Below are 21,346 nucleotides of genomic sequence, written 5' to 3' on the forward strand. Positions count from 1 at the left end.
CAGCGCGAGCAGTGTCGGCGACCATTCTCCGATTTCCAAACTCGTTCGCGTTGCCACATAGAGTGGCGAATCCAGCCGCTACCATCTGGGCTAACGCCGCTTCTTTACCTCCGGTGACGCCGCCTTGACCGGCGCATGGGGATCTGTCAAATCCACGGCAATCGGGTCGCTGGCGGGGAAGCTTTCCGCCAGTGCCTCATCGAGACGGCTATCGTCGGATTCAGCCGACGGCCGCGCCGCTGTGGACTTGAGTCCAGGCTGCATGCCGGGCTGAGATACGGGGGGTTTCTTGATGGTCATGACGCGCTCCGCTAAAAGAGAGTCGACTATTCAGCATAGCGCATGGCGGACCTTGCCGAGTGTCGACCGAACGGCTCAAGCGCGCATCGCAAGCGTCGCCTTTCGAAGTTGCAAGCAGGGCGCGAGCGTCAGGCAGCATCCAATGCCCCAGCACCCGTTGAATTCGCACGCCTTCGCGTCGTTGTCGGCGTGTCGCCCGGCGGCGAGGCGGAACGCAAAAGCCGCCGCAAACCACAAACCGCAGCAGACCCGCATCGCACGAGCCGGCAGCGCCTCGCTCGGGCGAGAGCGCAACGGCATTGGCCAATCACGAGGCAGCGACAACAACCCGGACCGGAAAAAACCAGCGCGCGCAGTGCGTGATCGCGTCGCACGTCGCGGAAGCGGAACTGGACAGCTGGAGTGGGCAACGAGGCAACCGGCGCTGCGCACGCTGGATGCCGGCTATTGGGGGCGCCGCGTGCTGGCGGTCAAAGGGGGATTCGAGCTGACGAAGCAGCAGGTGATGTAACTGGAAAAGATCTAGCGGCGTCCCGGCCGGCCGGTGGCGTAGCCGAGCGCCGCGCCGGCCGCTTATTCGTTGCCGTTGTTGCCGCCGTTGTTGCCGGGGCTGCCGCTGCCGCCATGATTGCCGCCGCCGTGGTTGCCGTCGCCGCCCGTGCCGAACAGACGCCGGCGGCGCGTGACGACCACCGGGCCGTCGGACGTGCCGCTGCCGCGCTCAGACGATGTGCGCTCCGTGGCCGACGCCCCGTACGACTCGCGCGGTTCACGCGGTTCGCGCGGTTCACGATGGTCGCGCGGTTCACGCGAGCCGTGCGGGCCGCGCGTGTTGTGCTCGCCATGCGCCGGACGCCCGGCGCGCGGCGCCGGACGGGTGCCGGTGTCGAGCTGGATCGTGGAGATCGCGCGCTTGTAGATGCCTTGTAGACCCACAGGCGTGCGCAGCATCACCAGGTACTGATCGAACGATTCGATGCACCCCGTCAGGCGAATGCCGTTGACGAGGTAGATCTCGACGCGCTTCCGTTCTTTGCGCGCAGCGTTCATGAAATCGTTTTGCGGGTGCGGTTCTGCGGATGCCATGGACAATTCAGTTTAGAAAGACGGTGGTTCGCCGCAATTCTACCCTGTGTGGGGCGGAACGAGTCGGCGGCCCGAACTGCGTCCACTATAACGGCTTGTGAGCGCATAAGCATCTGATAAGTTTTGGCTGTAACGTTGAGTTACGAATCTGCTGGGCTATGGCGGTTTCTTCCGCATGATCGCGAGCATCATCCAGGCATTCCCGGCGCGGCTGGCGGAAAAGGATAGGTGCAGGCCCTTTACTGGGAATAAATCGCGCTGCGCTAGCGTTAAGTCATACATGGCTGCCTCGCAATTCCGCGCGCGGCCGATCGGGGCGCTGGCCAGCCAGCGCGCTCCAAAGGAGATTCGCCATGAAAGCATCCCGTATTCTGTCCGCCGTCTTCGTGTTGCTCGCGCTAGCGCTTGGGTCGCTCGCAACGGGCGGTTGCACGTCCGCGACCGATAGCGGCGCATCAGGTACCAGCGGCACCAGCAGTGGCAGTGGCGGCTACTGAGTTTCCGCTCACAAGGTGAGCTTCGAAACGGATGTGATCGGGTGGCTCCCGCAGTTGCGCCGCTATGCGCGCGCGCTGACGGGCGACCACGCGTGGGCGGACGATCTCGTGCAGGATACGGCCGAGCGTGCGCTCGCGCGCTGGTCGGCGTTCCGGCCCAACAGCAATTTGCGCGCGTGGCTTCTGACGATCTTGCGGCATCTTTATATCGATCAGCTGCGCGGCCGCCGCGAGATCGCCGTCGACGACGAAAGCGCGCCGTGGCGCAATCTCGAAGCGCCCCAAGCCGAAGTCGACGGTCTGATGCTGCGCGACTTGCAGCGTGCGCTGTACCGTCTGCCGGTCGAGCAGCGTGAAGTGCTGCTGCTCGTCTGCGTGGAAGAGTTGTCTTATCAGGAAGCGTCAAAGGCGCTCGGTGTGCCGATAGGCACGGTGATGTCGCGGCTGTCGCGCGCGCGTGAGCATATGCGCGTGCTGCTGACGGAGGGGCCGGCGCATGGGCCAACCCAAGGCTCAACGCGCAAATCTCCGCCGTTGAAAGTGGTGAGAAACCAGAAATGAACAACGACGACTACGATTCCAGCTTGCCCGAAGGGCTCGATCTGCGAGCGCTGTCGGCGTTTGTGGACGGCGAACTGCCGCAGGCGCAGCGCGCCGCGATCGAGGCGCAGCTGGAGCAACATCCGCAGGCCGCCGCGCGAGTGGCCGCCTGGCGTGCGCAGAAAGCTGCGCTGCGCGCGCTGTGCGGCGCGCCGCCGCGCAGCGCGCGCGCCGAGTCCGACCAGCGTCACGACGACTCCGAACGCAACGCCGTGGACGAACCCGCCTTCATCGTGGTGCGCCGCAGCCCGCCGTGGTGGCAGCGCGCGGGCCTCGCCGCGTGCTGGCTCGCGGTCGGCGCGGGGCTTGCGCTGGCGGTGGGGCCGCTCGCGCCGCGCCTGACGGGCGGCAAGTGGGGCGGAGCATGGGGCGCGGGCAGCCAGCCGCCGAGCTTCGCGCAGCGCGCGGACATCGCCTACGCGGTGTACACGCCGGAGCGGCGTCATCCGGTGGAAGTCGCCGCGAGCGAAGAAGAGCATCTGATCAACTGGCTGTCCAAGCGGCTGAACCGTCCGCTGTCGGTGCCGTCGTTGCAGGAATATGGCTACTCGCTGGTGGGTGGACGGCTGTTGCCCGGCGAGGCCGGACCGGCCGCGCAATTCATGTACGAGAACACCACCGGCGAGCGCCTCACGTTGTACGTCACCGGCATTGCGCGCGACGAAACCGCGTTCCGCCTGCTCCGCGACGGCAACCGGCGCACCTTCTACTGGGTCAACGACGGCATGGGCTATGCGTTGTCCGGGGCGATCGCGGAAGGCAAGCTCCGCTCGATCGCGATCGACGTGTGCAGCGCGCTCGGCGGCAAGCCGGAAGTGTGGCAGTAGCGGGCGAGCGCACCGAGTCACGGGAACGCGCCAGCGCAAAATACACAGGTTCGTACACCGCTGCATCCTTCATCCGCCGGAGGAATATTCATTGCCCTTGAGCGTCCCGCCCAAACTCTCCGCCGCGCAATTCGATCGCGCGCTCGCCGCGTGGCGGACGATTGTCGGCGATGCGCAGGTGGTGACGTCGACGACAGGGCTCACCGCCTATCGCGATCCGTTCGCACCGGGCGAGCGCGAGGCGTTTTCAGCGAGCGCCGCGCTGCTGCCCGCATCGGTCGACGAAATTCGCGCGGTGCTGCGCGTCGCCAATCAATACCGGATTCCGTTGTGGACCGTCTCGACCGGCCGCAACTTCGCGTACGGCGGCGCCGCGCCGCGTCTGGCGGGATCGGTCGTGCTCGATCTGCAGCGGATGAACCGCATCATCGAGGTCAACGAGACGCTCGCGTACGCGCTGGTCGAACCGGGCGTCAGCTACTTCGATCTGTACGCGCATCTGCGCGACAAGGGCTACAAGCTGTGGGTCGATCCGCCCGCGGCCGGCTGGGGCAGCGTGGTCGGCAACACGCTCGAACGCGGCTTCGGCTACACCGCGTACGGCGATCATGCGGCGACGCAGTGCGGGATGGAAGTGGTGCTCGCCAACGGCGACGTGCTGCGCACCGGCATGGGCGGCATCGAGATCGGCACCGCATGGCAGCTGTATCAGCCGGGCTACGGCCCGTCGTTCGATGCGATGTTCATGCAGTCGAATTACGGCATCGTCACCAAGCTGGGAGTCTGGCTGATGCCCGCTCCGCCCGCCTATCTGCTCGGCGAAATCCAGTTTCGCCACGAGGCCGATCTCGAAGCGATCGTCGACATTCTGCGGCCGTTGCGGCTCGACGAAACGATCCGCAATCGCGCGGTGATCGAAGGCGGCTTGCGCCGCGCGGCGGGTTTGTCGGCCCGCAGCCAGTGGTATGAAGGTCCGGGCGCGATGCCGGAAAGCGCGCTCGCCGCGATGCTCGACAAGCTGAGGGTCGGCCGCTGGAATCTGCATTTCGCGCTCTACGGCACGCCCGAACTGATCGATGCACGCCATGCGATCGTGCAGCGCGCGTTCGCCCGCGTGCCGCAGGCGCGGTTTTTCGCCGCGCGTTATGCCGGCGATGCGCAGCCCACCGGCGGCGGCGACCGCAACCTCGCCGGCATTCCCGCGATGAGCGCGTTCCGCATGCTCGACTGGCGCGGCGGCGCGGGCGCGCACGTGGACTTCGCGCCGGTGTGTCCGGCGACCGGGCGTGACGCGATGCGCCAATACACGATGGTCAAGGCGCGCGCGGCGGAATACGGCTTCGATTACTACGGCGGATTCACGGCGGGCGAGCGTCATCTGCATCACATCTTCGCGGCGATCTTCGACCGCGACGACGCCGACCAGGTCGAGCAGGCCGGCGCGTTGCTGCGTTCGCTGATGAGCGATGCGCGCGCGGCGGGGTACGGCGAGTATCGCGCGCATCTCGCGTACATGGATTTTGCGGCGGCTCAATACAGCTTCAACGATGGCGCGTTGCTGCGGCTATCGGAAACGATCAAGGACGCGCTCGACCCGAACGGCATTCTCGCGCCGGGCAAGCAGGGCATCTGGCCGGCGGCCTGGCGCGACCGGCGCGGGTACACGTGAACGCGGACAACGCGCGCGGTTTGCTCTCTGGCGACAGGAGTCATCGATGGATCGACGCACTTTCATGATGACCGGAGCATGGTGGTCCACCATGGCAGGCGGCGCGTGGCCGTGGCTCGCACGCGCGGCAACGCGTGAGGGCACGCTCGCGATCGTCGATTCGACACTCGCTGGCGGGCCGTCGTTCGCGCGCTATGCCGCGCAACTGAGGCTGCCGACGTTCGAAACCGGCGGCGACATCGGCGCGCTGTGGTACACGACGCTCGCGCCGCTTCTCAGCCGGCAATCCGGCGTGATCGCCGCGTCGGCCCCGCCTGCGCTGATCGGTCTCACGCGCGCATCCGACTACTTCGTGCTCGGCGAACTCGTCACGCGCACGGGGCATGTGCTGGTCGCTCACAGCCACGAGCCGCGCACGGGCTCAACTGCACCACAGGCGCACGTCGTCTTCGCGTTCACGCCGCGCCTGTCAGCCGACGACCCCAGTGAAAACTAGAAGTTGTACGCCTTGTTCTTAGGGTCGAAGGCGGCGTCGTCGAACGTCTTCGGCGTGATGGTTTCGAGCACGAGCCGCTCGAACAGCCTGCCGTCGTTGTCATAAGACTCGACGGTGCGGAAGTACGGATGCCGCAGATCGAGCCCGAGCGTCTCCTTCTTCGCGTAGAACTGCGGCTGGCCGGTCGGCGTTTCGAACGTGAAGGCCACCACGCGCACGCGGTCGATCGTCTTGACTTCCACATGGGTCGAGCGCGGCAAGCCGGCCTCGATGTATTTCCTGCCCTCGCTGAGATACTGATTCGCAATGTACTCGGTGCCCAGGTCGCGCACGTCGTGGTTTGATTGCGAGCGCGCGAGCGCACCATTCAGCGCGGTCCACAACGGCATCACGTTCATCAGACCACCCAGGTGGGCGTACACTTCGTCGGACCGTCTGGACTCGTCGTAGATGATTTCCTGGCCCGCGCGCGCGCCGTCGGGCAGCCATTTCGCGTAGATCCGCAGCGGGTCGTGCGCGAGCCGCACCAGCATGTGATCGGGTTTGTCGGGCCACTGGCCGTGAATGCGCTCCGAGCGCGTCATGGTGAACTCGTACGACGCGTAGCCGGTCGGCCCTTCCTTGATGTAACGCGGCAGCGCGAGCGGATCGAGCGACTGGAAGAGCGCGACCAGTTGGGCGTCGCTGAGCTTTTCCAGCGTGCCGCTGCGTTGCGCGGCGCGCAGCCATTTGACCTGCTGGTCCAGCGTGAGCTTGCCGACCTGCGCGGGCGGCGTGGTCGGCGCCTTGACGGCGCTCGGGGCATCGAGCGGGGGCGGGGTGTCGTCGTTCTGCGCGAACGCCGTCGGCGCCGCGACGATGGCGGCGCCGGCCAGCAGCGCGCCGGCCAGCAGTCCGCGTGACGACAGCGCGCACCCTGACGCGGCGGCGCGCACCGCCATGCCGATGATTCCGGCGACACGCATGAAGACCGGCGAACGGCGCGAGCGTGCGGACGTGCGGTGCTTCATCGGGCCTCCGGAACCTGACGCGAGATAGCGCGAAAGCGCGACGCCAAAGCAGCGTTCCCTGTCAGGCAGACTTTTGCCTGGCGAGTTCCTCGTCGCGCAACGCACGGCGCAGAATCTTGCCGACGTTGGTTTGCGGCAGCTCGTCGCGGAACTCCACCAGCTTCGGCACCTTGTAGCCGGTCAGATTCTTGCGGCAATGGGCGATCACCTGCTCGGCGGTCAGCGCCGGGTTGCGCCTGACGACGAACACCTTTACGCGTTCGCCCTGCGCCGCGTCGGGCACGCCGATCGCGGCCACTTCGCGCACGTCCGGATGGGCGGCGATCACGTCCTCGATTTCATTCGGATACACGTTGAAGCCCGACACGATGATCATGTCCTTCTTGCGGTCGATCAGGCGGATGAAGCCGCGCGAGTCCATCACGCCGATGTCGCCGGTGGCGAGCCAGCCGTCGTCGTCGATGACCTTGGCGGTTTCTTCAGGGCGGTTCCAGTAGCCTTTCATCACCTGCGGGCCCTTCACGCACAGTTCGCCCGTTTCGCCGATGTTGGCCCAGCTGCCGTCGTCCTTTCTGAAGCGCACGTGCGTGGACGGCGCGGGCAAGCCGATCGAGCCTTCGAAGTCCCGCATGGCATTCAGGTCGACCGGGTTCATCGAGACGATCGGCGAGCATTCGGTCAGCCCGTAACCTTCGATGATCGGCTTGCCGGTGACGGCCTTGAAACGGTCGGCCACCGCTTTCTGGGTTGCCATGCCGCCCGCCATCGCGAGCTTGAGGTTCGAGAAGTCGCGCTTGCAGAATTCCTCGTTGTCGAGAAACGCGTTGTAGAGCGTGTTGACCGCCGTCATGCTGGTGAATTTCTCGTGACGGATGATCATCATCACGCGCTTCATGTCGCGCGGATTGGCGATCAGGAGGTTGCGCCCGCCGAGCCCCATGAAGATCAGCGCGTTCACGGTCAGCGAATAGATGTGATAGAGCGGCAGCGGCGTGAGGACCGTTTCGATGTCGCCGTTCAACTGGCGCTCGGCCCACACCTTGGCCTGCAGCAGATTGGCGATCATGTTCTTGTGCGTGAGCATCGCGCCTTTCGCGACGCCGGTGGTGCCGCCCGTGTACTGCAGGAACGCGATGTCGTCGGGCGTGGCGCGCAGGGGCGTCCGCGACAGCGCGTAACCGGCTGACAACGCGTCGAGCAGCGGCACCGCTTGCGGCAGCTTGTACGCGGGCACCATCTTCTTCACGCGGCGCAACATGAAATTGAGCAGACGTCCCTTCAGATTCGCACCGTCGGCCAGCAGATCGCCGAGACCGCTCACGATGACGTTCTTCACCTTGGTGCCGGGCAGCGCGTCTTCGACCGTCTTCGCGAAATTCTCGAACACGATGATGGTTTGCGCGCCGCTGTCCTTCAACTGATGCGCGAGTTCGCGCACCGTATAGAGCGGATTCACGTTGACCACCACCGCGCCCGCTTTCAGCACGCCGAACAGCGACACCGGGTACTGGAACGTATTCGGCAGCATGATCGCGACGCGCTCGCCGGGCTTCACGCCGATGCTCTGCAAATACGCGCCGAGCGCGGTGGCCTTGCGGCCCAGTTCGCCGTAGGTCAGATTCGCGCCGACGCTCACGTACGCGACCCGTTCGCGGAATCGCGCGATGCATTCGTCGAAGAACTGCACGAGCGATTCGTATTGCGTGACATCGATGTCATGCGGCACGTCCGCCGGATACGACTCGTACCAGATGCCGTCGGTGTTGGGCGCGCGCTGCGGGGCGGGGTTCGCCGCCGCGGCGGACCCGGCCGCAGGCGGGAGCGGGGCTTGAATAGGCTCGGTCATCGGTCGTCTCCTGAAGCCGTGGCTTCATCTGTTTGTGTGCCGGTTTGGCGGCCAGTCAAAATGCAGGCAACGCGTGGGTTGCAGCCGCGCGTCAAGCAAACCCTTCAATCAGGCGAACGCGAAAACGGCGCTCACCTTCAGCGTTCCAGAATCGCGACCACCCCCTGGCCGCCTGCCGCGCAGATCGAGATCAGCCCCCGCGCGGTGCCGGCCGGTTTGCCGAGTTGCGCGAGCATCTTCGCGAGGCCGGCGACGATGCGTCCGCCCGTCGCCGCAAACGGATGGCCGGTGGCGAGCGAACTGCCGTTCACGTTCAGCTTCGCGCGGTCGATCGCGCCGAGCGGGCCCGGCAAGCCGAGCTGCGTGCGGCAATATTCGTCATCCTGCCACGCCGCGAGCGTGCATAACACCTGGGCCGCGAAGGCTTCGTGGATTTCGTACAGATCGAAGTCCTGCAAGGTGAGGCCGGCGCGCGCCAGCATACGTGGCACCGCGTAGGCGGGCGCCATCAGCAGGCCTTCTTTCTTGTCGAAAAAGTCGACCGCAGCCGTCTCCGACCCGCTCAGGTACGCGAGCACCGGCAGCCCGCGCCGGGCCGCCCATTCGTCGCTCGCGAGCAGCACGGCGGACGCGCCATCGGTGAGCGGGGTCGAGTTGCCGGCGGTCAGCGTGCCGGCGTCACGGTCGAACACCGGCTTCAGGCTCGCGAGCTTTTCGAGCGTCAGATCGGCGCGCAGGTTGTTGTCGCGCGCGAGGCCCCGGTACGGCGTCATCAGGTCGTTGACGAAGCCGCGCGCGTAAGCGTCGGCGAGCTTGCGATGGCTTTCCCGGGCGAGCACGTCCTGCGCCTCGCGCGAGATGTTCCAGCGCTTGGCCATCAGTTCGCAATGCTCGCCCATCGAGAGTCCCGTGCGCGGCTCGTTGTTGCGCGGCAGCAGCGGCTTGAAGAACATGCCGGGCCGCAGCCTGGCCAGCGCGCCGAGGCGCTGCCCGGCGCTTTTGCTGCGATTCGCTTCGAGCAGGATCTGGCGCATCTTTTCGTTGACGCCGATCGGCGCGTCCGAAGTGGTATCGACGCCGCCCGCGATGCCCGCGTCGATCTGCCCGAGCGCGATTTTGTTGGCGACGAGGATCACCGCTTCGAGTCCGGTGCCGCAGGCTTGCTGTACGTCGTACGCGGGCGTCTCCCTGGCGAGGGTGGTGGAGAGCACGGCTTCGCGCGTCAGATTGAAGTCGCGCGAATGCTTGATGACGGCGCCGGCCGCGACCTCGCCCAGGCGTTCGCCATGCAGGTTGTAGCGGTCGATCAGCCCTTGCAGCGTGAAGCTCAGCATGTCCTGATTCGATGCGCTCGCGTAGGTGGTATTCGAGCGGGCAAACGGTATCCGGTTGCCCCCGACGATGGCGACGCGGCGCACGGCGGGTAGCGGATTGGACATGCTCGGCTCCTTGGATCGTTCGCTGTGGTTGAGTGGTGTGATTCGTGCGGGCGGGATCGTCACGCCCTGATGCAACGACGTCCGCGGGGCCGCATGAATTTCACACGGCGATAAACGCGCGCGGACTTCATAGCAGCCTCCACTGCATGCGGCCGCGCAAATGCGGCTTCTCTCCGGAGATATCGCGCACCTCGATATCGCGCTCGATCAGCGAGGGCGACGCGCTCCACAACGACGCCTCGCCCGGCAGCAGCAACGGCACCTTGAATTCGGCGCTGAGCGACGCTTCGGCGAGCGGCTTGGGCGGTTGCAGCGCGGATGCGGCGCGCGCGAGCGTCCACATGCCGTGCGCGATCGCGCGCGGAAAACCGAACGCCTTCGCCGACAGCGCGGTGAGATGGATCGGGTTGTAGTCGCCTGACACGGCCGCGTAGTCGCGGCCCAGTTGCGGCGCGAGCTGCCAGCGCGCGATGCGTTGCAGCGCGGCGGGGCCGGGTTCGAGCGGATCGAGCGCGCTGCCGCTCGCCGGCACCGCGCGTTTCAGATAGACGCTGTCGCCGTCCCACACCGCCTCGCCGCGCCGGTACATGCGCGTATGCAGCACGAACGCCTGGCCTTTGTCGTGGCGCAGCAGCGGGCCGAATTCCACCTCGACGCGCAGCAGGTCCTTGAACGCGAGCGGCCGGCGCAGCCGCACGTGGTTGGCCAGATGCACGAGCCCGAGCGCCGGCCACGGAAATGCCGGGTCGGTGAGCATCAGCAGATGCAGCGGGAAGGCGAGCAGGTGCGGATAGGTGAGCGGCACGCCGTGCTCGGGGATGAAGCCGCACACGCGCGCGTATCGCCAGACCGGCCCCGGCTCGAGCGCGACGGCGGGGCGCACGAGGCGCAGCGGCGGCAGCGGCGGCATGGGTGTCTGGCGTGCGCGCTTGACGATGCCCGTCAACGCGCGCGCATAGAGCTTCGCCGGTGCGGGCAGCGTTTCGATGACGACGGTCTTCGGCCGCACCGCGTCGGCGCGCGCCGCGCCTGCCTGCCCGCTGCCGAACGGATCCCCTGGTTCGCGCATGCTCATGCTCCAATCAGGCTTTGTCCGCACACGCGCACCACCTGGCCCGTGACGCCCGCCGAGCCCGGATGCGCGAGCCATGCAATGGTCTGCGCGACGTCGACCGGCTGGCCGCCCTGGCTCATCGAGTTCATGCGGCGGCCGGCTTCGCGGATCGCAAGCGGAATCTTCGCGGTCATCTGCGTTTCGATGAAACCGGGCGCGACCGCGTTGATCGTGATGCCGCGCGCGCGCAGCGACGGCGCCATGCTTTGCACCCGGCCGATCACGCCGGCCTTCGAGGTCGCGTAGTTGGTCTGGCCGCGATTGCCCGCGATCCCGCTGATCGACGACACGCCGATGATGCGGCCGCCGTCACGCAGGATGCCGGCGCCGAGCAGCGCATCGTCGATCCGTTCCTGCGCGCTGAGATTGATGTCGATCACGCTTTGCCATGCGGCCTCGGTCATCTTCGCGATGGTCTTGTCCTTCGTGATCCCCGCGTTGTGCACGACGATGTCGACGCCCAGTTCGTCGAGCGCGGCGGCGATCTGCGCGGCGGCTTCCGGCGCGGCGATGTCGAACGCGAGCGCGGTGCCGTTCAGCTGGCGCATCGTGGCGTCGAGCGCGTCGCGCGCCGAGGGGATATCGATGCCGATCACGTGCGCGCCTTCGGCGGCCAGCACGCTCGCAATCGATGCGCCGATGCCCCGTGCGGCGCCCGTCACGAGCGCGCGCCGGCCCGCGAGCGGCTGCGCCCAGCCGAACGCAGGCGGCGCGTGAGCGCCGCCTGTGTCGCCCGCGCCGCCCGCGTCGATGCTCACCACCTGACCCGATACATACGCCGAACGCGGCGACAGAAAGAAGCGCAGCGTCGCTTCGACGCCGCTTTCCGCGCCTTGCGCGACATACACGAGATTCGCCGTGCTGCCGCGTCCCGCTTCCTTGCCGAGCGAGCGCGTCAGGCCTTCGAGCGCGCGCTGCGCGCTCGCCTGGCGCGGGCTTGCGCAGGCCTGCGGCGGCCGTCCCAGTACGACGATGCGGCCGCACTTGCCGAGCGAGCGCAGCGTGTCGTGGAAGAACTGATAGAGCGGCGCGAGCTGGCTGCTGTCTTCGATCCCGCTCGCGTCGAACAGCAGGGCGGCGAGCCGGCCTGGCGAGCCGGGCTCCGCGGCTTCGAAGCGGCCGGTGAGCAGACCGTGGCGAGTGGCGAGCGGCACCCACAGGCCGGCGCTCGCGTGCGCGACACTCGTCACGCCGATGCTCGCCACCAGATTCGCGAGCGCGTCGAACAGACGTGGCTCGCGCCCCCCGCCGATCGCCACCAGGCCCTCGAACTCCGGCCGGTCCGCGCGATAGCGGCGCAGCACCTCGGGCCTGGGCAGGCCGAGCGAGCGCGCGAGGCGCGCGCCGAACGGCGAGTTGACGAACTGCAGATAAGAGTCGTTCATATTGTTGTTTGCTGCGCTGGCCGGACGTCTGTCAGTGTGCACTGAGTTGAGCGCATCCGGTACGCCTTGCCACCAGGTTTTTCGCGCACTCCGCCGGGCCCGGGCCGGGACTCAGGCTGCGACTCTGGCCGCCACTCAGGCCGCGACCTCCAGCGCGCGGTCGAGCGCCTCCTTGCGTTTTTGCAGACCGGCGAACATGTCGAAGTCGGCCGGGAAATCGTCGACCTTCACGACTTGCGCGCCGTAGCGCGCGTAGTCATCGAGCACGCGGCGCTCGTCGGCGTCGATCAGGCCTTGCTGCTGGGCCGCGTCGGTCCATGCGGCGAGTTCCGCGAGGCTTTGCGGCAGCGGGTCGAGCAGGCCTTGTCTGACCGCTCCGCGCAGCTTCTGGTCGATCTGCGTGACGCGCGGGTGCAGCTCGAACACCAGCTCGCCGTAGCCGAGCGCGTCGACATCCGGATGCGGCACATAGGAATCCGACACCAGACGCTCGCGCGCCGCGCCGGGCGTTTGCATCAGCTCGGCGATCTCGCCGCCGATGCGGTCCGACGGTTCGCGGTACGGCAGGCCGAACGGGAACGCGAGCGCGCGCACGAGGCCGGCGGCGAGCCGGTTCGGGTAGTTCGCGAGCACGCCGTCGAGCGCGTGCTGCGCCTTGTACAGCGCATCCTCGACGCCCCAGCGCACGAGCGGCAGATCGGCCTCCTGACGGCCCTCGTCTTCGAAGCGCTTGAGCGTCGCCGAGATCAGGTACAACTGGGACAGCACGTCGCCGAGCCGGGCGGAGAGGCGCTCGCGGCGTTTCAGATCGGCGCCGAGCACGAACATCGAGACGTCGGCGAGCAGCGCGAAGGCGGTCGACACGCGCGTGGCCGCGCGGTAGTACCCATGCAGGGGTGGATAAGCGGTGCGCGGCCTGGCGATCAGAACGCCGCCTGTGATGCCGTACACGAAGCTGCGCACGACGTTGGATAGCGTGAAGCTCACGTGGCCGAAGAACGCTGCGTCGAAGTCGCGCAGCGCCTTGGCATCATCGGATTCGCGCGTCGCGGCCATTTCCTTCAGCGCATACGGATGACAACGGATCGCGCCCTGGCCGAAGATGATCAGGCAGCGCGTGAGAATGTTCGCCCCTTCCACGGTGATCGAAATCGGCACCTGCTGATAGGCGCGCGCGAGAAAGTTCGACGGCCCCATGCAGATGCCCTTGCCCGCCGTGACATCCATGCCGTCGTTGATGACCATGCGGGCCCGTTCGGTGATGTGATACTTGGCGATCGCCGAAATCACCGACGGCTTTTCGCCGAGATCCACCGCCTGCGCGGACAGCCGGCGCGCGGCATCCATCACGTACAGATTGCCGCCCATGCGGCCGAGCGCTTCCTGCACGCCTTCGAACTTGTCGACGGCGGTGCGGAACTGGCGGCGAATCGCGGCATACGCGCCGGTGCCGCGCGCCGCGAGCTTGGCCATCCCTACATTCGACGACGGCAGCGAAATCGCGCGGCCTGCCGCGAGGCATTCCATCAGCATGCGCCAGCCGTTGCCGACCTGCGCGCGCCCGCCGATCACCCAGTCGAGCGGAATGAACACGTCCTTGCCCGAGTTCGGGCCGTTCTGGAACACCGCGTTCAACGGCCAGTGACGGCGACCGATGTTCACGCCCGGGTGATCGGTCGGAATCAGCGCGCAGGTGATGCCGGGCTCGTCGTTCGACCCGAGCAGATGGTCGGGGTCGAGCGCGCGGAACGCGAGGCCGAGCACGGTCGCGATCGGCCCGAGCGTGATGTAGCGTTTGTCCCACGTGACGCGAAAGCCCAGCGTCTCGCGGCCTTCGACGCTGCCCTTGCAGACGATGCCGAGGTCCGGAATCGCCGCCGCGTCGGAACCCGCGTAAGGGCTCGTCAACGCGAAGCAGGGGATTTCGTCGCCGCGCGCAAGGCGTGGCAGGTAGTGGTTCTTCTGTTCTTCGGTGCCGTAGTGCATCAGCAGTTCGGCGGGGCCGAGCGAGTTGGGCACCATCACCGAAAAGCGGCGGCCGAGCAGCGCGTGGCGAGCTTCATGATGACCTGCGAATGCGCGTACGCGGAGAACTGCTTGCCGCCGTACTGCTTCGGAATGATCATGCCGAGAAAGCCGCGCTCCTTGATGAACTGCCAGGTGGCCGGTGACAGGTCCCGCCAGATCATGGTGGTGTCCCAGTCGTTCGCGAGATCGCACAGCTGCTCGCATTCGACGTCGAGGAAGGCCTGCTCTTCCGATGTCAGCGCCGCCGGGCCGTAGCCGAGGAGTTTGTCCCAGTGCGGGCGTCCCGAGAACAGCTCGGCGTCCCACCAGACCGTGCCGGCTTCGATCGCATCGCGCTCGGTCGGCGACATCTCGGGCAGGATCTTGCGGAAGAGGTCGAGCACCGGTCTGGTCAGCCATGCGCGGCGCAGCGGCCTGAGCGTGAGCGCGAGGGCCGGGAGGACGAACACGATCGCAAGCAGTGTCGTGGCGGCGGGTCCCGCTGCGCCGCTGACATGCGCGGCCGCCACCCAGACGATCATGGCGGCCAGCCACCATGACGCGCGCGCCTGAACGTTGACGAGTGCGAGAGCGGCAATGACGAGCACCAGGATGAACCACGACATGACGTTTCCTCCTGTTTCGATGACGCGTGCGAACGCAAACATGGTGCGCGGACGGCTCGCGTCCTGGTGATCTCTTCCGCGCGGCGATGTCGCTGTTTCGCGTTGCGGTTGCGGCGCTTCGGGGCGCGCTTTTAATGCTCTCGTGCTGTTCTTATGCTGTAGCTTGTGCTGCTTGCAGCGAACCGCGCCTGTGAGCGCGTGCGCGCGGTATTGATAGTTCCACCCCGTGTGCCGATTTAGGTGCGCGGTCTCGAAGCGCGGGTGGAATGTGCGGGGTTCACGGTGTGCGGTGCTTGCCTGTTGTCTCGTTGCGTTGCGGTTTTGTTTGCATGTTCGGTGCGTCGCTTGCCGGCTTTGTATTGCTGCTTTGGCGGCATCGAAGCTTTGACGGCGCCGTGCGCATCGGCTGTTACGCTTTTTTGCCTCTACGCCGTGCCGTGCATCGCGTGCTGAAACGAAGCAGCTTCGATGCCGCCGCCTTGGTGTTCGCCATCCAATGCGCCGTCCACCGATGCGCCTGTCGCGCTTTGCCCTTGTGTTTTCGTTTGCGCCTGTGGCGCGGCAGCGGCCCGCTCAGCGCTGTCCGGCCCGCATTCTCCCGGGTCGAGCGCGGTGCTTCCCGCCACGCTGTCGGCCGCGTCGCCCAGCACCGCGGCGAACGCGGCCAGTTGCGAGCTGTCCGGCAATGGCGCCTTGAGCGCGGCCACCATCAGCGATGCCAGCCGCCCGATCAAGTGCAGATCGTTCATCGACTTGCCCTGCGAGAACTCGGCAATCAGGCTGTCGGTATCGGTGCCGGCCAGCACGCCCGACAGTGTGCCGATCGCGAAGTGCAGACGCCAGCCTAGTTCTTCTCGCGTCAGATGCGGCAACGCGCGCTGGAACGCATTGAAAAAGCGCACCGCCACGGTCTCGTAATGCCCGTTCAGAAAGTCGCGGATAAATGGCGATGGATCGGTATAGGCTCGGCCCAGCAAACGCAGAAAGGCCTTGCCGCCGACCCGCGGATCGCGGGACAGACGCAGCGCCGGAATGAACATCGCGCCGAGCACGTGCTCGCAGGTCAGACGCGCGCCGAGCATTGCGTCGAAGCGGTCGAGCAGCTTGAGCCGTTCCTGGTTGAGCCGGTCGAGCCGGCGCGACAGCATCGAATGAATCAGCGCTTCCTTGCTGCCGAAGTGATAGTTGACCGCCGCGAGATTGACGTCGGCGCGCGAAGTAATCTGGCGCAGTGACATCGCGTCATGGCCGCATTCGATGAACAGTGTTTCGGCGGCATCGAGAATGCGGGATTTCGTATCGCCGGGATGCCGGCCTGTCGTGCGAACTGCCATGTGTAGCGTCTCCCGGTTTGCCGGGCGTGCGGGCCCGCAAACAATCGCTTCAAATCGAGTTTTGAAACAGCCGTTTTTTTCAGCATAAGGACGGGCGATGCGATCAACGGTCGTAGTTGATTAACTGCTCTAGAAGACCTGACGAGGCCCGTCTTCCCGCTGCGCGCGACACGTCGGATCGCGCGGACATGGAAAAGGCCGTTCCGATCGAAATCGGAACGGCCTCGTATCGCCTGCTAGCCGGGTTTGGCCTTGCGTGCACAGCGTAACGCGTCTTGTGCGTCGCGGTGTTCGGACCGCCTGCGGCTATTGTGCGCGAGAACGCGCCGGCGAAATGGCCGTTTTGGTACGAACGCTTAAACCTGTCCTCCCACGGGGCTTCCTGAGACGTGCGCAGCGACTTCCTTGGCCGACTGCGTCATGTCGATGCCGCGCCGCTCGCGGCTGAACGGAATCAGCGCCGCAATCACCACGGCGACGATGCCGATCACCACCGCCATCACGAGCGCGTAGTTGTTGCCGTGCGCTTCGGCGGCGCTCGCCTGCAACGGGCCGTTGACCGAGGCGATCAGATTGCCGAGCTGGTACACGAGGCCGGGGAAGGTCGCGCGAATTTCATCGGGCGAGATTTCGTTCAGGTGCACCGGAATCACGCCCCATGCGCCTTGCACGGAGATCTGCATCAGGAACGCGCCGAGCGCGAGCAGCACCGGCGTGGTCGAGAACGCCCACAAGGGCAGCACCGGCAACGCGATCAGCGCGGCGATGAAGATCGCGCGCTTGCGGCCGATTTTTTCGGAGAACCAGCCGAAGAACAGCCCGCCGCAAATCGCGCCGATGTTCAGCACGATCGTGATCCACGACACTGTGTGCGCGTCGAACTGGTGCTGCACGCGCAGGAAGGTCGGATACAGATCCTGCGAGCCGTGCGAGAAGAAGTTGAACGCGGTCATCAGCACGATCGCGTAAAGCGACAAGCCGACGTTCTGCTTCAACGTGGCGATGAGGCCGGGCCGCGCTTTCTTTTCGAGCGTCTTGAAGGCCGGCGATTCCGGCACGTGTGCGCGCACATACAGCACGAGCAACGCGGGCAGCACGCCGACAAAGAACATGCCCCGCCAGCCGATGTATTGGTAGAACACCCCGAACACGATCGACGCGAGCAGGTAGCCGCTCGGATAACCCGCCTGCAGCAGACCCGAGACGATGCCGCGCGATTTGGGCGGCACGGTTTCCATGGTCAGGGCGCCGCCGACGCCCCATTCGCCGCCCATCGCGATACCGAACAGCGCGCGCAGCACGAGCAGCGTCATCAGGTTGGGCGACAGACCGGACAGCAGTTCCAGCAGCGAGAAGCACGCGATGTTGAGCATCAGCGTGGGGCGGCGGCCGTACTTGTCGGCGAGCCAGCCGAAAATCAATGCGCCGACCGGACGCATCATCAAGGTCAACATGATCGCAACCGCGACCGACGGAATGGTCGTATTGAATTCCGCCGCGATATCTTTCAATACGAACACCATTAGAAAGAAATCGAATGCGTCGAGTGTCCAGCCTAGATAGGCGGCGATCGTGACGTTTCTCTGTTCCCGTGTCCAGCTCATTGATTCTTCTCCTGTTCTCCAGTAACCCGCGTTTGACGGCGGGCGGTTTCGCAGCCCCGTGCGCCCTCTGTAGAGGCTTGCGGCGAGTGTACGCCGACTGTTAAGCGCTTGCATGAATGACCGCGCTTTTATCCGTGTTAATCCCTGGAGCAATTTCCGTGCTGAATTCGCAATGCATGCTTAATGTCGGATAAATGTAATTTTCTCGGTATTTGTGTTTGTTTTATGTAATGTTTAATGGGTGAAGAGCGGTCGGTTTAAATGGGAGTGAACCATATATTGGGCGAGGGGTAGAGTGGGCGTGCCTCGGCGAAGCGTTCCTCCGATCCCTATATGCACATGGCGCATCAGAAGATCTTAAAAGGAAAGCCCAAACACCCCGGAGGTTGGATCGGTGCCCAACTTGGGGGGCAGTTCAGCAGGGGCTCGTTCCAGGCGACGCCAGGCCCGGTGCGAGCCGCCCCGCTTCCCGTCGCATGCGCTGAACCCGGCCGAGCGTGCTGAAGTGCTGCGCAATCCGTAGGCTGCTTTTTGAGCGGTTGCCATTTTTCGCCTACATCGCGCGTCCAGCGGAGCCAAGTTGACAACGTCCTTCAAACGCTTCAGGGATGCGGCCATTACGATATCGGGCGTCGAGTTGATGCATCGCATTCGCAAAGGTCAGTTCAACCTCGCACGGTTGCGCCTCAAACATACCACTGCGCCTGCTGTTCGTAGGGCAGTCCTCTCAGCACGATGATGTAATGGTGAATGCGCCGTTTTTTGCTTGCGCCCGTAATTTGCACCGCAGCCGCGACAACTACCTCGAAAATTTCCGATAATGAGCTACCGACGACTGACCTTGGTCTATCGTCGGCAGTCGATCTTTCCCAGGTAGCGAGGAAACATCTGAGTGTGGCTTTAGCGAGATGGGAGGGTGCGATACGGGAAGCTTTGCGAGGAGGTCGAAGTAAGCATAACGATTAGGATATTTGCTACGGGCTTCAGGCTCGCAGGATGTCCCCTTACTTGTCCAATATATTACGGCAAACTCCGCAAAATCTTCATTTTCACCTCCTCTTTCCGCATATCCGGATGGAAACGTATCATCTTTTGAACTTTTTTTAGCGTATGTCTCTGATAATTTATCCATATTTCGATATCTAATCAGCCCATTCATCCAGATGTGTGCGGATTCGTGCAGCATAGTCGCCATGAATTCCAGTTCATCGGGCTCCTGTTCCACTGGAGGGAATGCAATTTCTAATTCACGAAAATCAGGTTTACTTCCAAAGGCTTGTCCCAAAGTCCTCGGGCCAAGATGATTTGGTAAAAGGTCAATGCCGGAAATGTATTGGAGTTGCTGTGCCGGCAATACTCTTAAGCCATTTTCGATTAGCGATAAAGGAAACAGGCTCGTGCCATCGGCAAGAGGAGAATTTAGTGGCTCGTAAATACTGATAGGATATCCGTTAACTGTCCAATTATGACGTAACGCGGGAAGTTCCATTGGCTGTCTGCCACGTCCTGCTGGAAACCTGTGAGACACATTCTCTGTTCCATCTTTTTTTATTTCGTTTGAAATCTTGTAATTTTGTAAAGGCGGCGCAACAGTGAATGTCTTCCCATCAACGTAGTGACAGTCGGGCTGTGCTCCCGTCCTTAAGCTACGTTTGGCGATAAAGGCCTCCGGTGCGCATTTGCTAGCGTTGAGGTCACCGCTCAACGCGAATGGTTTACCGTTGGGATCAGTAGGACGATTAAGAGACAACTCCGGCGGGATAATCTGCCCCTCCCCAGGATGCGATCGCGTATAACCTGCGGACGATTCTGCCGGCTTTTCTGGCGAACCGCTCCTGCCTGTTGCAGCATCGATGAAATTTTGCAGGTTAACCGGTACTAGTTTCATTGAGTTCATGAGAGTTTTCCTTTCACGTTACTACTGACTCTATTGTTCCGGCGGTCTGTCTTTTGCCACACGGGAAGATTCGGCATGAACGACTCCGGCATGGGAGAAAGCTGCAAGTCCACGCTCCTGTTAGCTCGATCGAGGTCCACGGCATGCGGCTGGCCGGCACAGCGAGCGGGTGACGAAGATCGATCATGGCGTCCAGGCGGCTGCGAAAGAAATCGGGCGTGCTCATCGAGGTCACCTGACGCCGCGGTCGAGCAACGACTCCAATGTCCCGCAGTCTCAGATTAAAGCGGTGGTACCAGAGCACCACGCACTTAGCGAACCACCAAGGTTGTGAGGTTGACTCTGCGCCAGTGACTGATTTGAGACAAAGGGAGATTTCAACGATGCGTCAAGCCTCGGTCGTTCATGTTGGGCGAAACCCGACCGCAAGCCTTGATGACCGTCGATGAGACGCCAGAAAACGCGACGGTTCCAAACGTACCGGTGCCAGTGAGGGTGATAAAAGACCTTAGGTTGCATAGGATGACGAACTATATGATACGAAATTTTCTCGCCATGTTCAGCACCAGTCGAGGTGATTCGCAGCTTGCTGCCTATCGAAACCTGCGTGTGAAGGTTCTGATGTGATGGTCGACTCCCGCTACGCAGCGAGAGGTTTGTGCCGGAGTGGAGAGGTCGTGATATCCACGGCAAAGGAGCGTTCATCATGAAGATAGTGACTGTTGGACTGGATCTGCCAAGAATGTGCTGCAGGTTCATGCAGTGGATTTGCAAGGCCACATCGTTGTAGCGCTGCGAAATACCGAAGCACATCCGTGCGTCGAACCGTGTGTCATTGGCATGGAAGCGAGCGGCTCGTCGCACTACTGGGGCCGGGAACTCGCGAAGCTACTACGAACACTTCTGATTCACGGCGGCCGCGCGGTTATCCGCATGGCAGCCGCCAAGCCCGAGATGGCTGACTCCTGGCTGATGAAGCTGTGTCGACGCGGACACAAAAACATCGCTGCCGTGGCGCTTGCGGCAAAGAATGCGCGGACACCGTGTGCCATGCTGATACGAGGTTACGCCTACCAGGTTAGCCATGTGCCGGCACGTCCCAGCACGACGGATTGACAGATCCGACGTTTAACATCGCAATACCGTTCACTTTCCAGAGGTTGCGCTTGCTGAGGCCCAGCAGGCGCGGCTTACCACCTGAGGAGTGTTGACGCGGGACCAGACCCAGCCATCCAGCGAGTTGGCGGCCCTCCCGAAAGGCGCGCGGGTTGCCGATTGAGGCTGCCGGCGCGGAGGCGGTGAGCGGCCCGACCCCGGGTATGGTTTCGGGAAGTTGTCCAGCCTCATCCGTACGATGCATCGCACGGATGCGTCCCTCCAGTTCAGCTGCCTTGTTGCCCGGTTCGCGTAAGTGCTCGACGAGCATCTGGACTAACGCCCGGAACGGTTCGCAAAGCTCAGGCTCGCGATTGGACAGAGCTTCAATGCGGCGTAGTTGCTTGCGTACGATGACATCGCCCTGCAAATCGACTCCATGAACCTGGAATAGGGTCTTTGCAAGATCCACTCCGACAGTGGCTATCTTCATGATGAACGCTCCTTTGCCGTG

The 21,346-nt window shown here is 64.3% G+C and carries 15 protein-coding genes and 3 pseudogenes; 6 read left to right on the plus strand and 12 right to left on the minus strand.

The annotated features are described in order from the left end of the window. Positions 1-90 precede the first annotated feature (90 nt). Both PQR02_RS13675 and hfq read right to left on the minus strand, forming a co-directional pair. Positions 91-300, minus strand: a complete 210-nt coding sequence (locus PQR02_RS13675; RefSeq protein WP_408231152.1) for a hypothetical protein — start codon at positions 298-300, stop codon at positions 91-93. Between the two features lie 573 nt (positions 301-873). Beyond that, complete coding sequence (hfq, locus tag PQR02_RS13680) at positions 874-1,386, minus strand: RNA chaperone Hfq (RefSeq protein ID WP_408231155.1); 513 nt, start codon at positions 1,384-1,386, stop codon at positions 874-876. A 353-nt stretch (positions 1,387-1,739) separates the two neighbouring features. Here hfq and PQR02_RS13685 point away from each other — a divergent pair, with 353 nt between their 5' ends. From PQR02_RS13685 to PQR02_RS13705, 5 genes are all read left to right on the plus strand, one after another. After that, complete coding sequence (locus PQR02_RS13685; RefSeq protein WP_408231158.1) at positions 1,740-1,883, plus strand: hypothetical protein; 144 nt, start codon at positions 1,740-1,742, stop codon at positions 1,881-1,883. Between the two features lie 15 nt (positions 1,884-1,898). Then, on the plus strand, positions 1,899-2,444 hold the full coding sequence (locus PQR02_RS13690) for a sigma-70 family RNA polymerase sigma factor (RefSeq protein WP_408231161.1): 546 nt from the start codon (positions 1,899-1,901) through the stop codon (positions 2,442-2,444). Beyond that, the gene (locus PQR02_RS13695) at positions 2,441-3,310 is read left to right on the plus strand and encodes a zf-HC2 domain-containing protein (protein WP_408231164.1); all 870 of its coding nucleotides are present in this window, start codon (positions 2,441-2,443) and stop codon (positions 3,308-3,310) included. The genes PQR02_RS13690 and PQR02_RS13695 overlap by 4 nt, the downstream gene beginning before the upstream one ends. Positions 3,311-3,401: 91 nt before the next feature. Further along, positions 3,402-4,979 (plus strand): FAD-binding oxidoreductase, encoded by a 1,578-nt coding sequence (locus tag PQR02_RS13700; RefSeq protein ID WP_408231167.1) that lies wholly within the window; start codon positions 3,402-3,404, stop codon positions 4,977-4,979. Between the two features lie 46 nt (positions 4,980-5,025). Then, on the plus strand, positions 5,026-5,475 hold the full coding sequence (locus tag PQR02_RS13705) for a hypothetical protein (protein WP_408231170.1): 450 nt from the start codon (positions 5,026-5,028) through the stop codon (positions 5,473-5,475). Here the strand turns inward: PQR02_RS13705 and PQR02_RS13710 are convergent. The 8 genes and pseudogenes from PQR02_RS13710 to PQR02_RS13745 form a co-directional block, all read right to left on the minus strand. Further along, positions 5,472-6,485 carry a DUF1571 domain-containing protein gene (locus PQR02_RS13710; RefSeq protein ID WP_408231173.1) on the minus strand — a complete coding sequence of 338 codons (1,014 nt, stop codon included), beginning with the start codon at positions 6,483-6,485 and terminating at the stop codon, positions 5,472-5,474. The genes PQR02_RS13705 and PQR02_RS13710 overlap by 4 nt on opposite strands. Before the next feature lie 61 nt (positions 6,486-6,546). After that, positions 6,547-8,331, minus strand: a complete 1,785-nt coding sequence (locus PQR02_RS13715) for an AMP-binding protein (RefSeq protein ID WP_408231176.1) — start codon at positions 8,329-8,331, stop codon at positions 6,547-6,549. A gap of 137 nt (positions 8,332-8,468) precedes the next feature. Beyond that, positions 8,469-9,770, minus strand: a complete 1,302-nt coding sequence (locus tag PQR02_RS13720; protein ID WP_408231179.1) for an acetyl-CoA C-acetyltransferase — start codon at positions 9,768-9,770, stop codon at positions 8,469-8,471. Positions 9,771-9,897: 127 nt separating this feature from the next. Further along, positions 9,898-10,839 carry a MaoC/PaaZ C-terminal domain-containing protein gene (locus tag PQR02_RS13725; RefSeq protein WP_408231182.1) on the minus strand — a complete coding sequence of 314 codons (942 nt, stop codon included), beginning with the start codon at positions 10,837-10,839 and terminating at the stop codon, positions 9,898-9,900. Positions 10,840-10,841: 2 nt separating this feature from the next. Continuing rightward, a complete protein-coding gene (locus PQR02_RS13730) occupies positions 10,842-12,269 on the minus strand; it encodes a 3-oxoacyl-ACP reductase (RefSeq protein WP_408231185.1) in 1,428 nt (475 codons plus the stop codon). 135 nt (positions 12,270-12,404) lie between these two features. Continuing rightward, a pseudogene (locus PQR02_RS13735) lies at positions 12,405-14,902 on the minus strand (acyl-CoA dehydrogenase). A 425-nt stretch (positions 14,903-15,327) separates the two neighbouring features. Further along, positions 15,328-16,236, minus strand: coding sequence for a TetR/AcrR family transcriptional regulator (locus tag PQR02_RS13740; protein WP_408231188.1), 909 nt, complete (start codon positions 16,234-16,236; stop codon positions 15,328-15,330). 356 nt (positions 16,237-16,592) lie between these two features. After that, on the minus strand, positions 16,593-17,840 hold the full coding sequence (locus PQR02_RS13745) for an MFS transporter (protein WP_408231191.1): 1,248 nt from the start codon (positions 17,838-17,840) through the stop codon (positions 16,593-16,595). Positions 17,841-18,432: 592 nt separating this feature from the next. Between PQR02_RS13745 and PQR02_RS41020 the strand changes: the two are divergent. Beyond that, positions 18,433-18,579: pseudogene (locus tag PQR02_RS41020) on the plus strand (IS6 family transposase); the annotation flags it as partial. Positions 18,580-18,639: 60 nt separating this feature from the next. Here PQR02_RS41020 and PQR02_RS13750 read toward each other — a convergent pair. Both PQR02_RS13750 and PQR02_RS13755 read right to left on the minus strand, forming a co-directional pair. Continuing rightward, positions 18,640-19,737, minus strand: a complete 1,098-nt coding sequence (locus PQR02_RS13750) for a zinc-binding metallopeptidase (protein ID WP_408231193.1) — start codon at positions 19,735-19,737, stop codon at positions 18,640-18,642. A gap of 1,162 nt (positions 19,738-20,899) precedes the next feature. Beyond that, a pseudogene (locus tag PQR02_RS13755) lies at positions 20,900-21,058 on the minus strand (transposase); the annotation flags it as partial. Positions 21,059-21,346: the final 288 nt, after the last annotated feature.

It is taken from the genome of Paraburkholderia sediminicola, assembly GCF_046026895.1.
GTDB lineage: Bacteria > Pseudomonadota > Gammaproteobacteria > Burkholderiales > Burkholderiaceae > Paraburkholderia > Paraburkholderia sediminicola_C.